This window comes from Micromonospora zamorensis (assembly GCF_900090275.1).
Lineage (GTDB): Bacteria > Actinomycetota > Actinomycetes > Mycobacteriales > Micromonosporaceae > Micromonospora > Micromonospora zamorensis.
This window is the reverse complement of record NZ_LT607755.1, coordinates 5,258,608-5,270,310: the sequence shown is the minus strand read 5'-3', so window position 1 is coordinate 5,270,310 and position 11,703 is coordinate 5,258,608. Positions and strand designations below refer to the sequence as shown.

The window sequence follows — 11,703 nt, the reverse complement described above, 5'->3', positions numbered from 1 at the left end:
CGTTCGGTGCGACAGGCGTCACGGCCGGTTGCGGCCCGCCGCCGAAGGCCGCCGCCCGGGTCGCCTACGATGTGCGAACGTGCGCGACATCGCCGTTTTCAGTGGAACTGCCCATCCCGACCTGGCCGCCGAGATCTGTGCCCACCTCGGGGTGCCGCTGCATCCGGTGCGGGTCTCCCGATTCGCGAACGACTGTCTGGAAGTGCAGTTGCAGGCCAACTGCCGGGAGCGGGACGTCTTCCTGATCCAGCCGCTGGTGCCGCCCGTGCAGGAGAATCTGGTCGAGCTGCTGCTGATGATCGACGCGGCGCGGGGCGCCTCGGCCGGCCGGATCACGGTGGTGCTGCCGCACTACGCGTACGCCCGCTCCGACAAGAAGGACGCCCCGCGGATCTCTATCGGCGCCCGGCTCGTCGCCGATCTGCTCGTGTCGGCCGGCGCGGACCGGGTGCTCGCGATGACCCTGCACTCGCCGCAGGTGCACGGCTTCTTCAGCGTCCCGGTGGATCACCTGCACGCGCTGCGGGAGCTGGCCATCCACTTCCAGCGCTACGACCTGAGCAACACCGTGGTGGTCTCACCCGACCTTGGCAACGCCAAGGAGGCGGCGGCCTTCGCCCGGTTGCTCGGCACGCCGGTCGCGGCCGGCGCGAAGCAGCGGTTCAGTGACGACCTGGTCAAGATCAGCGCGGTGATCGGCGAGGTGGCCGACCGGGACGTCATCGTGCTGGACGACGAGATCGCCAAGGGCAGCACTGTTGTCGAGTTGATGGAGCATCTGCGGGGCCTGAAGGTCCGGTCGATCCGGCTGGCCTGCACGCACGGGCTGTTCTCCGGCGACGCCCTCCAGCGGCTCAGCGACCAGGAGGGCGTCCTGGAGATCGTCTGCACCAACACGGTGCCCATCGCGGACGCCAAGCGGGTGCCGAAGTTGCAGGTCCTGTCGGTGGCGCCCGCCCTGTCCGAGGCGATGCGCCGGATCCACAACGGGGAGTCCGTCTCGGCGCTGTTCGCCTGAGCCGCAGCCGCAAGCCGTCCCCGCTGCCGCAAGCCGTCCCCGCAGCCGCAAGCCGCAGCCGCAGATTGCAGCTGCGGGGAGCGGCTGCGGCGGCTCAGCGCGTGGTGCGCTTGTGGCTGACGAGGCCGGCGGTGATCCGGACGGTGGTGCCGGCGGCGCTGGAGACGACCTCCATGGCGTCGGTCAGCTCGCGGGCGAGCCAGAGGCCCCAGCCGCCGGCGGTGTCCGGGGCCGGCCGACTGCGGTCGCCCAGCCGCTGCGGGCTGATCCCGTGCCCGTGGTCGGCCACCTCGCAGACCAGCAGGCTGGACTCGTGCCAGAGGCGCAACCATCCACGCCCGCCGCCGTGCCGGACCGCATTGGTGATCAACTCGTTGATCGCGAGCACGAAGTCGTCCAGCCGCTGGCCGGTGAGTCCGCAGGCATGCGCGCATGAGGTGACCGAGTGTCGAATCTCGGTCACCTGGGCCTGGTCGAAGGCCTTGGCGATCAGGAGGGCAGGTTCGATGGGCACAACCGTACGCGGTGCGTGCGGATCTGCGTTCGTCATGGGCCCGTCCCGGCGGCGGATCTCGGAGTAATTCGCGGCTTTTCCACCGTACGTCAGGGTTTCCCGAACCGCACTCGCTGCTCGCCGTGCGGTGGACGGGTTGTGGCATCCTGACCGCCATGCCGTCGCCGCCGGGTGAATTCGAGGTGCCGCTGTGGCGTGCGCTGGCGGTGTTCCGGCTGGCGTCCCTGGCGTACGTCTGCGTGCTCGCGGTGCGCGACGCCGACCGGTACGACCACCCGTACGCCGTCGGCGCCCTGATCCTGGTGATGGCGGCCTGGACCGCGGCGACCGCGGTCGGGTATGCCCGGCCGGCCTGGCGGCGCTGGCCGCTGCTGCTGGCCGACCTCGGGGTGGTGCTCGCCATCGTGCTGGCCACCCCGTGGGTGGTCGGTCGGGTGGCGCTCGCCACCGGCGTACCCACCATGGGGGTTGCCTGGATGGCCGGCCCGGTGCTGGCCTGGGCCGTCTCCGGTGGTCGGCGGCGGGGCACTGTCGCCGCGCTGCTGGTCGCCGGCGCGGACCTGACCACCCGGGAGCGGATCGGCCAGTCCTCGTTCACCGGGGTCATCCTGATGCTGCTCGCCGGGGTGGTGGTCGGGCACGTGGCCCGGCTCGCGGCGAGCGCCGAGGAACGGCTGCAACGCGCTGTGGAGTTGGAGGCCGCCACCCGGGAGCGGGAGCGGCTGGCCCGGGGCATCCACGACTCGGTGCTCCAGGTGCTGGCGATGGTGCAGCGGCGGGGTGCCGACCTGCCCGGTGAGGCGGGCGAGCTGGCCCGGTTGGCCGGCGAGCAGGAGGCCGCGTTGCGGGCACTGATCGCCGGCACCAGCCCGGCGAGCGTTGCCGTGCTCCCCGACGGCACCGAGACGGCGGCGGTGGACCTGCGGACCCTGCTCGGCCGGTACGCCTCGACGGCGGTGGTGCTCTCCGCCCCGGCCACCCCGGTGCCGCTGCCTCGCCGGGTGGCGGGGGAGTTGGCCGCCGCGACCGGCGCGGCCCTGGACAACGTGGGGCGGCACGCCAGCGGGCGGGCCTGGGTGTTGATCGAGGATGAGGGGGCGACGGTGACCGTGTCGATCCGCGACGAGGGACCGGGCATCCCGGAAGGCCGGTTGACCGAGGCGGCCGCACAGGGTCGGCTCGGCGTGAGCCAGTCGATCCGGGGTCGGGTGGCCGACGTGGGCGGGACGGTTCGGATCGTGTCCGCCCCCGACGCCGGCACCGAGATCGAGCTGACCGTGCCGAGGGCACAGCGGTGACCCCGACCCGGGTGATGGTGGTCGACGACCACCCCATGTGGCGGGAGGGGGTGGCCCGCGACCTCACGGAGGCGGGCTTCCTGGTGGTGGCGACCAGCGGCGAGGGCCGGCAGGCCGTACGGGTGGCCGCCGCCGCCCGGCCCGACGTGGTCGTCCTCGACCTGCAACTACCGGACATCTCCGGCGTCGAGGTGATCCTGGGTCTGCGTGCGGCACTGCCCGACGTGCGGGTGCTGATGCTCAGCGCCAGCGGCGAACAGCAGAGCGTGCTGGACGCGGTCAAGGCAGGGGCCACCGGTTACCTGGTGAAGTCCACAGCGCCCGCCGAGTTCCTCGACGCGGTCCGCCGCACCGCGGCCGGCGAGGCGGTCTTCACCCCCGGCCTGGCCGGGCTCGTCCTCGGCGAGTACCGCCGGCTGGCCGCCCGGCCGGGGCAGCCGACCGACCCTGCCGGCGGTGCGCAGTCCGCAGCGCCCCGGCTCACCGAGCGGGAGACGGAGGTGCTGCGGCAGGTGGCGAGAGGGCTGTCGTACAAGCAGATCGCGCAGCGGCTCGGGCTGTCGCACCGCACGGTGCAGAACCACGTGCAGAACACCCTGGGCAAGCTGCAACTGCACAACCGGGTCGAGCTGACCCGGTACGCCATCGAACGTGGCCTGGACGACTGACCCCGGTCAGACCGAGCGCGGCGGCTCCGTCTCGTGGATGGCCAACTCCTCGGCGGTCGCCCCGCCGCCAGCCGAACCCGCGTCGTACGCCACCGAGTCGGTCTCCTGGTCGGTGTGCGCCCCCTCGTCCGGCTCCACCAGCCGGCCGACGGTGGCGTCAGCCACGGTGCCGAGCTGACCGTGGTCGTAGAGGGAGACCGGTGAGTTCGGGTCCGAGGTGGGCCCCGGATCCATCACGTCGGCGTCCAGCTGGGCCTCCGCCGCGGCTTCCAGATTGTCCGCCTCGAAGGCGATCTTCGGGTCGATCGTCCCGGCCAGCGGGTCGTCGGCCGGGCGCTCGTAGACCTCCCGGGCGAGCTTGTAGTCCAACGACTCACCGTCGAGCTGCTCCTCGGCGGTCGTCCCGAACCGGTCCACCGCCACCGGCGTACGGTCGCCGGGCAGTTGGGCCGGGTCCGGGCCGTCCGCCTCACGCCCGGTGAGGACGTCGTCGTTGGCGGTCGAGTCGTCATCGGCGGTGTCGGGCAGGCCTTGCGCCTCGGTGTCGGACACGGGGGTCGGGTACTCGTTGTCGCGCATGTCTGATCACTACCCGCTGCCCTCCCGCCATAACCGGAGCACCGCAGGCTGTGCGGTGGCGAAACCGGCACCGACGGCGAAACGCCCCGTCAGCCGAGGTGGGCGACCTCGTCGTCCGAGTGCAGGACGCACCAGACGACCTTGCCGTCCGGTATCGCGCTGCTGCCCCAGCGGCGGGCCACCGTGTCGATCAGCAGCAGGCCGCGGCCGCCGGCCCGGTTCGGCGGGGACAGCCCGGCGAACGTCGGCAGACGCGAGGAGTGGTCGCGGACCGCCAGGTGCAGGGCGCTGTCCTGCGGAGCGAGCCGAACGGTCATCGGAGTCCGGGCGTGCGCCACCACGTTGTTCACCATCTCGGTGAGCGCGATGCAGGCCGGGTCGACCAGCATCGGCATGCCCCAGCGTTGGCAGCCGGTGGTGACGAGCTCGCGGGCCTGCCGGGCGGCTCCCACCGTCGGGGCCAGGTCGGCGGTGAGCACCGCCGCCAGCGGCGTCGCCGCGACCGCGGCCAGCGCGCCGTCGAGCGTCGGAAAGGCGGGCACGCCAGCGAGCGCGGGGTCCGGGTGGGCGGGCCCGTCGACCGCCGGGTCACACAGCAGCAGGTCCGCGGCGGGCCAGTCGGCCACCTCCCGGCGAACCTCGGCGAAGACGCCCCGCCCGACCTCATCGAGGATGCGCAGCCCGGTCACGTCGGCCACCACCGGGCCCGGCCGGTCCGCGAGTCTGGCGAGGAGCGCGCCGCGTACCGCCTCGGCTCCGGCGGCGTCGAGCACACCGGTCAGCCGGACCACCGCCGACGACTCGTCGATCTCCACGAGACAGTTCGACATGATCGCCTCATTGTGCGCGCCGGTCACCGTTCGCGCATTCGGGCGGTCGAGGCCGGTCATCAGCGGACCGACCGGGATCGGCGGTTGATCGCGGCCATGGTGCCGACAGCGGTGCCGGCGGCGGCGAGACCGAACGCGGCGGTCATCCGCACCAACTGACGCCGTCGGCCGTTCCAGCCGCCGTCCCGGCGGGCCTGGGCGTCGGCGTGGAACACGTTGCCGCTGCTGTCCACCCGAGCGCCCGGACCGAACTGGGTCCGCTGGAGGTACCAGCCGAGGGTGCGTTCCACCAACGCGGGCGCCAGCCGCCACTGCAGGCCGATCAGCCGGGCCGCGCCACCGGCGTACGCCTCCCGGCGAGGCCGGCGCAGCAGCCGGACGATGGTCTCGGCGACCACCTCCGGCGGGTAGATCGGCGGCGGTGGCACCAGTTCCCGGCCGGTGTGGTTGGCCGTGTGCCGGAAGAACGGGGTGTCGATGGTGGCCGGCAGCACGGTGCAGACCGAGATCTGACCACGGCCGGTGACCCGCAGCTCCTGCCGGACCGTGTCGGCGAGCCCTCGGATGCCGTGCTTACTGGCGTTGTACGCCGACTGGTACGGCATGGCCACCTCGGCCAGCACCGAGGCGTTGTTGACCAGGACACCGCCACCGGCCGCCCCCAGGTGGGGCAGGGCAGCCTTGATGCCGTGCACCGCTCCGAGCAGGTTGACCTCCAGCACCCGCCGGAACTCGGCGACCGGGATCTCGTCGAACAGGCCCACCGCGCTCACCGCGGCGTTGTTCACCCAGGCGTCGATCTGGCCGAACTCGGCCGCCGCCCGCTCGGCCAGTCGTTGCACCGACTCCAGATCGGTCACATCGGTCGGTACGACCAGCGCCTGGCCGCCCAACTCGCGGCAGCGCTGCGCGACCTGTCGTAGGGCCGGCTCGCTGCGGGCGGCCAGCACGACGGCGGCACCCCGGCGGGCCAGGGCGTACGCGGTCGCCGTGCCGATCCCGCTGGAAGCGCCGGTGATCACCACGGTCGAATCGTCGAGGGTGCGGGTCAGCGGCATTCTTGAGCGGTACCCCCGCCCGGGCCAGGTCATACCACTCAGAGCTTGTCGATCATCGTCGAACTTGGCTGCCTGTGCCGCTTGTGATTGCTGTGCCGCAAGTGTCGGTGGCACTCGGGGGGACTCTTCCTGATCTGCCAGGTTTCGACTCCGGGTCGCGGGGTTAATGGGACGCTCTGACCGGGAGGACCACTGCCGAGGAAAGATCGCAGGGAGGTGACCCATGCGCGTCGGCCTCGTCTGCGCGCACGCCAGTTCGTACCGCCACGCCGACGGCCCACCGGTCGGCACCCGACAGCACATTGCGCGGGTTGCCGCCGAGTTGGCCGAACGAGGCCACGACGTACGGCTCTACGAGCGCCGGGACGATCCCGGCCTGCCGGCGACGGTCACCGTCGACGGCTACCAGGTGCACCAGGTGCCCGCTGGTCCGCCCACCCCACTGCCCACCGCCGAGCTGATCCGGTACGTGACGGAGTTCGGCCGCTGGTTGACCGACGAGTGGGCCGGCGCCTGGCGGCCCGAGGTGGTGCACGGGCACTACTGGGTCGGGGGCCTGGCCGCCGCGCACGCCGTTCGCGAGACCGACATCCCGGTGGTGCAGACGTTCCACTCACTCGGCATCGAGCAGTTGCGCCACCTGGGCGGCCGCTACGACGGGCCGGGGGAGCGGATCACGCTGGAACGCGCGCTGACCCGCGCGGTGGACATCGCTGTGGCGCAGTCGAACGACGAGGTCGACGAGCTGACCCGGATGGGTCTGCAACGCAGCTCGGTGGCCCTGGTGCCCCCGGGGGTCGACATCGAGCAGTTCCATCCCGACGGCGAGGCGGCACCACGCGAGCAGCGGTCCCGCATCCTCTCGGTCGGCTCGCTGTCCGCGGGGCACGGCCAGGAGGACCTGATCCGGGCGATGCGGCTGGTCGGCGACGCCGAGCTGGTGATCGCCGGTGGCCCACCGGCCGACCAACTGGCCAACCACGCCGAGGCGCGGCGGCTGCGCGAGCTGGCCGAGCAGGCTGGCGTCGTCGACCAGGTACGGCTCGTCGGCGCGGTGCCGCACGACCAGATGGCCACCTGGTACCGGTCGGCGGACGTGGTCGCCTGCACCCCGCACTACTCCTCGGCCGGGCGGGTCTCGCTGGAGGCGATGGCCTGCGGCGTGCCGGTGATCGGCTACGCGATGGGTGGTCTGGCCGACGCCGTCGTCGACGAGGTCACCGGCAAGCTCGTGCCCCCCGGCGACGTGCGGGCACTCGCGGTCTCGATACGTCGGCTGCTCGCCGACAACGCCGGTCGTTTCGCGTACGGGCACGCCGCGGTGGACCGGGTCCGCAGCAGCTACACCTGGGAGCGGACCGCCGGTGCGCTGGAGCGCCTCTACGAGCGGGTGGTGAGCCGCCGCAAGCCGGTCGAGGCCTGAGCGGCAGGTCGGGCGGCCCGGTCGGTCAGCCGGGACGGGTCGCCGCGACCATGGCCCGGTCACGACGGCGCGTCGCCGGGCGCTGCTGCTGCGGCTGCGCGTACCGGGTCAGCCCGATCACCGAGGCCAGGGTGACCAGGAAACCGACCGCCGCCAGCCACTCCCGGCCCGGCCAGATCTTGTCGTTGAGCAGCAGCAGGCCGACGATCGCGGCCGGCACCGCACCGGCGGCGTCCATCGCGGCGACCGCGGCGGTCGTCGAGCCGCGCTGCATGGCCAGGCCGAGCAGCAGCTGACCGACGATCGAGTGGGCGATCAGCAGGTAGAACAGCGGGTGGGCGAGGAACGCCTCGGCGGACGACGCGGATGCCAGTGGCCGGGCCGCGACCGCGGCCGAGCTGAACGCCAACCCGGCCAGCGAGCCGAGGGCCACCGAACCTTGCGCCCCGTGCAGCCGGACGGCGAAGACCCCGAGCACCGCGATGACACCGAGCGCCACCAGCAGGGCGATCGAGCCGGCGGTGCCGAGCTGCTTCGACGGCGCCGGGCGGGCGGACAGCACCAGGGCGGTGATCCCGGCGAAGAGCAGCGCCAGCAGCACCACCTCCGCCGCCGGTAGTCGCCACTTCAGCACCAGCACACCGAGGATGGCTGTCACCCCGAGCCCGGCCGCGACGCTGGCCTGCACGAGGAACAGCGGAAGGTCCCGTCGGGCCAGGAAGGCGAACACGAAACCGCCGATCTGGCAGCCCAGACCGATCAGGTACGTCCGGTGCCCGGCGAGGCGCAGCAGCAGGCCCGGATCGAAGGTGTGGTGAACCGTGGTGCGGGCCGCCGCCACCGACTGGAGAAGGTTGGCGAAGCCGTACGCGACGATCATCGTCGCGAGAAAACACCAGCCGGAGGAGACCACCTGGCGAGGATAGAGGTTGCCGGGGGTCAGCGCTCGGCTGGGCGATCGAGCCTGGTGAGGATGTCGCGGTGCAGCACACCGTTGGTGGCCACCACACTGCTGTCGGTGCCCGGCGCGCCGGCCGGGGCCGGTCGACCGAACAGATCCGTGACCGTGCCACCCGCCTCGGTGATGATCGGGACCAGCGCCGCCACGTCCCACAGGGACAGTTCCGGCTCGACCATCACGTCCAGTGCGCCCTCGGCCAGCAGCATGTAGCCGTAGAAGTCGCCGTACGCCCGACTGCGCCAGGTGGCCCGCATCAGATCCAGCATCGCGTCGAGCCGACCGGCGCGCTCCCAGCCGTCGAGCGACGAGTAGCAGAAGCTGGCGTCCGCGATCTCCCGCACCGCGGAAACCCCGATCCGCTCGCCTGCATCCGGGCCGTGACCGGCGTACGCGCCCGCGCCCGCGCTGGCCCACCAGCGCCGCCCCAGCGCCGGGGCGGACACCACGCCGACCGCTGGCCGGTCGCCGTCGTAGAGCGCGATCAGGGTGGCCCAGACCGGCACGCCCCGGACGAAGTTCTTGGTGCCGTCGATCGGGTCGATGATCCACCGGCGGCCGTCCGGGTCGGTGGACGGCCCGGCGCCGTACTCCTCACCGAGCAGCCCGTCCGCCGGCCGGTGCTCGGCCAGCAGGGCACGGATCTCCCGCTCCACTGCGGTGTCCGCGTCGGAGACCGGGGTCAGGTCGGGCTTCGCCTCGACCCGCAGGTCGAGCGCGCGGAACCGGGCTGTGGAGATGGCGTCGGCCCGGTCGGCGAGCAGGTGGGCGAGGGCGAGGTCGTCGGCGTACCCGGTCATCCCGGCAACCTAGCCGACGCCCGCCGACTCACTCGTCGGGGCCGCGCCGGTCACCCTCGCCGGGCCCGCGCTGGTCGCTCTCGCCGCGCGAGTCACCCTCGCCGGCGCGGGAGGCGAGCAACCGGCGGTACGACGCCAACCGGCGCGGGTCGGCCTTGCCGGCGGCCACCCAGGCGTCCAGCCCACAGGCGGCCTCGTCGGTCGTGTGCTGACAGTTGGGCGGGCAGTCGACGGTGCCCTCGACCAGATCCGGGAAGCCGTGCAGCAGGCTGTCGGCCGAGACGTGGGCCAGACCGAAGCTGCGGATGCCGGGGGTGTCGATGATCCAGCCGGGGTCGGTGTCGACGCCGGGCACCGGTGGCAGCCGCAGCGCCACCGCGCTGGTGGAGGTGTGCCGCCCACGGCCGATCGCGCTGACCACACCGACCGCGCGCAGCGCGTCCGGGACGAGGCGATTGACCAGCGTCGACTTGCCCACCCCGGAGTGCCCGACCAGCACCGACACCTTGCCGCTCAGCAGCGTGCGCAGCGCGGACAGGTCGGAGTCGGGGCGGTTGAGCACGTACGGCAGCTCCAGCTCGGTGTAGTAGCCCAGCACCTCCTCCGGCCCGGCCAGGTCGGCCTTGGTGAGGCAGAGCAGCGGCTCGACGTCCGCGTCGTACGCGGCCACCAGGCAGCGGTCGATGAACCCGGTGCGCGGCGGTGGGTCGGCCAGCGCGCTGACGATCACCAACTGGTCGGCGTTGGCCACCACCACCCGTTCCAGTCGGCCCTCGGCGGTGGTCTCGTCGTCATCGGCGGTGCGGCGCAGCACCGAGCGTCGCTCGGCGATCCGGACGATGCGGGCCAGGGCGCCCTCCGCGCCGGACGTGTCCCCGACCAGGCTGACCCGGTCACCGACCACCACCGACTTGCGGCCCAGCTCGCGGGCCCGCATCGCGGTGATCGTGGGCAGCTCGGCCCCGACCACGCCGCGCTCGGCTCCGGACAGCACGCAGGTGTAGCGCCCGCGGTCGACGGCGATGACGAAGCCGTCCACGGCGTCGGAGTGCTGGGGTCGGGTGCGCGTACGCGGGCGCGACGACTTTCCGGGCCGTACCCGTACGTCGTCCTCGTCGTACTCGCGCCGTTTGGTCGCCAGGACCTGTCCTCTTCTCGCGTCAGCTCTTGCCGGTCACCATCGCTGACCATAGTGCCGGGAACTCGGGCATGGTCTTGGAGGTACACCCCACGTCGTCGACCTCGATGCCGGGCACGGCGAGACCGGTCACCGCTGCTGCGTGCGCCATCCGGTGGTCGTGGTAGGTGCGGAACACCCCGCCGCACAGTGGCCGGGGCCGGATCTCCAGCCCGTCCGGCGACTCGGTGACGTCCGCCCCGAGTGCGGTGAACTCGCGCGCGAGCGCGGTCAGCCGGTCGGTCTCGTGGCCACGGATGTGCCCGACGCCGGTGAACACCGACGGCGAGTCGGCCAGCATGGCGAGCGCGGTCAGCGCCGGGGTCAGCTCGCTGACGTCGGAGAGGTCGGCGGTCAGGCCGTGCACCACGCCGGTGCCCCGGACGGTCAGCCCGCTGGTGGAGAGGGTGACCTCGCCGCCCATTCGCTGGAGCAGCGAGCGGAGCTGCTCGACAGGCTGCGAGCTGCTGCGCGGCCAGCCCTGCAGGGTCACCTCGCCGCCGGTGACCAGGGCTGCGGCGAAGAACGGCACCGCTCCGGAGAGGTCTGGCTCGATCTCCCAGCCGCGCCCGGTGAGGGGGCCGGGCTCGACGGTCCAGACGTCGGGCGTGCTGTCGTCGACGGCCGCGCCGGCGGCCCGCAGCATCTGCACCGTCATCCGGAGATGCGGCGCGGACGGCACCGGCGGGCCGACGTGGCGCACCACGACGCCCCGGTCGAAGCGCGGGGCGGCCAGCAGCAACCCGGAGACGAGCTGGCTGGAGGCGGACGCGTCGATCACCACCTCACCGCCGGTGACCCGGCCGGTGCCGAGCACTGTCAGCGGGAGGCTGCCCGAGCCGGTGACGTCGATGCGGACACCCAGCGACCGCAGCGCCTCGATCAGCGGACCGAGCGGTCGGGTGCGGACGTAGGGGTCGCCGTCGAAGGTGACCTGCCCGTCGGCCAGCCCGGCCACCGGCGGCACGAAACGCATCACGGTGCCGGCCAGGCCCACGTCCACGTGCGCGGGGCCGACCAGCGGGTGCGGTCGGACCAGCCACTGCTCGTCGTCGCTGATCGACACGTGCGCGCCCATCGCGCGCAGGCCGGCGGCCATCAACTCGGTGTCGCGGGCGCGGAGCGGCCCGGCCAGCGTCGACGGGCCGGCGGCCAGTGCGCTGAGCACCAGGGCGCGTGCGGTCATCGACTTGGAACCGGGCAGGCGCAGCGTCGCCGCCACCGGGTCGGACGCGGTCGGTGCGGTCCACGGCTGCGGCGGCCGGGTCGCTGTCAGGTTCCCCACGGTTACATTCTGCCGTGCCGGCTGGTGGACGGTGTGGCCCGGCGGGTCGTACTCCCGGTTGGCGGGACAGCCGACGGGGCCTCCGACGCGTTAGC

12 protein-coding genes are annotated in these 11,703 nt (G+C 73.0%); 4 read left to right on the top strand and 8 right to left on the bottom strand.

Going from position 1 to position 11,703, the window contains the following annotated elements; all coding sequences use genetic code 11:
- Positions 1-79 precede the first annotated feature (79 nt).
- Positions 80-1,018: a ribose-phosphate diphosphokinase gene (locus tag GA0070619_RS23335; RefSeq protein WP_088950035.1), complete on the top strand. Its 939-nt coding sequence runs from the start codon at positions 80-82 to the stop codon at positions 1,016-1,018.
- Between the two features lie 94 nt (positions 1,019-1,112).
- Here GA0070619_RS23335 and GA0070619_RS23330 read toward each other — a convergent pair whose 3' ends face one another.
- A complete protein-coding gene (locus tag GA0070619_RS23330) occupies positions 1,113-1,568 on the bottom strand; it encodes an ATP-binding protein (protein WP_088950034.1) in 456 nt (151 codons plus the stop codon).
- Positions 1,569-1,687: 119 nt separating this feature from the next.
- Between GA0070619_RS23330 and macS the strand changes: the two genes are divergently transcribed.
- Together macS and GA0070619_RS23320 are read left to right on the top strand one after the other, a co-directional pair.
- Positions 1,688-2,830, top strand: a complete 1,143-nt coding sequence (macS, locus tag GA0070619_RS23325) for a MacS family sensor histidine kinase (RefSeq protein WP_088950033.1) — start codon at positions 1,688-1,690, stop codon at positions 2,828-2,830.
- A gap of 14 nt (positions 2,831-2,844) precedes the next feature.
- On the top strand, positions 2,845-3,498 hold the full coding sequence (locus tag GA0070619_RS23320) for a response regulator (protein WP_088951996.1): 654 nt from the start codon (positions 2,845-2,847) through the stop codon (positions 3,496-3,498).
- A gap of 6 nt (positions 3,499-3,504) precedes the next feature.
- Here GA0070619_RS23320 and GA0070619_RS23315 read toward each other — a convergent pair whose 3' ends face one another.
- The 3 genes from GA0070619_RS23315 to GA0070619_RS23305 all read right to left on the bottom strand — a co-directional run bounded on the left by GA0070619_RS23315 (position 3,505) and on the right by GA0070619_RS23305 (position 5,965).
- On the bottom strand, positions 3,505-4,077 hold the full coding sequence (locus GA0070619_RS23315; RefSeq protein WP_088950032.1) for a DUF5709 domain-containing protein: 573 nt from the start codon (positions 4,075-4,077) through the stop codon (positions 3,505-3,507).
- 89 nt (positions 4,078-4,166) lie between these two features.
- Positions 4,167-4,907, bottom strand: a complete 741-nt coding sequence (locus GA0070619_RS23310; RefSeq protein WP_231927136.1) for an ATP-binding protein — start codon at positions 4,905-4,907, stop codon at positions 4,167-4,169.
- A 59-nt stretch (positions 4,908-4,966) separates the two neighbouring features.
- Entirely contained in the window at positions 4,967-5,965 is a 999-nt protein-coding gene (locus GA0070619_RS23305; RefSeq protein ID WP_088950030.1) for an SDR family oxidoreductase, read from the bottom strand.
- A 223-nt stretch (positions 5,966-6,188) separates the two neighbouring features.
- Between GA0070619_RS23305 and GA0070619_RS23300 the strand changes: the two genes are divergently transcribed.
- Positions 6,189-7,388: a glycosyltransferase gene (locus tag GA0070619_RS23300; protein WP_088950029.1), complete on the top strand. Its 1,200-nt coding sequence runs from the start codon at positions 6,189-6,191 to the stop codon at positions 7,386-7,388.
- 25 nt (positions 7,389-7,413) lie between these two features.
- Here GA0070619_RS23300 and GA0070619_RS23295 read toward each other — a convergent pair whose 3' ends face one another.
- The 4 genes from GA0070619_RS23295 to aroA form a co-directional block, all read right to left on the bottom strand.
- Positions 7,414-8,268: a hypothetical protein gene (locus GA0070619_RS23295; protein WP_374223678.1), complete on the bottom strand. Its 855-nt coding sequence runs from the start codon at positions 8,266-8,268 to the stop codon at positions 7,414-7,416.
- Positions 8,269-8,327: 59 nt separating this feature from the next.
- Entirely contained in the window at positions 8,328-9,146 is an 819-nt protein-coding gene (hisN, locus tag GA0070619_RS23290) for a histidinol-phosphatase (protein ID WP_088950028.1), read from the bottom strand.
- Positions 9,147-9,174: 28 nt separating this feature from the next.
- Positions 9,175-10,185: a ribosome small subunit-dependent GTPase A gene (gene rsgA / locus GA0070619_RS23285; protein WP_088950027.1), complete on the bottom strand. Its 1,011-nt coding sequence runs from the start codon at positions 10,183-10,185 to the stop codon at positions 9,175-9,177.
- Between the two features lie 121 nt (positions 10,186-10,306).
- Positions 10,307-11,608: a 3-phosphoshikimate 1-carboxyvinyltransferase gene (aroA, locus tag GA0070619_RS23280; RefSeq protein WP_088950026.1), complete on the bottom strand. Its 1,302-nt coding sequence runs from the start codon at positions 11,606-11,608 to the stop codon at positions 10,307-10,309.
- Between the last annotated feature and the right edge of the window lie 95 nt (positions 11,609-11,703).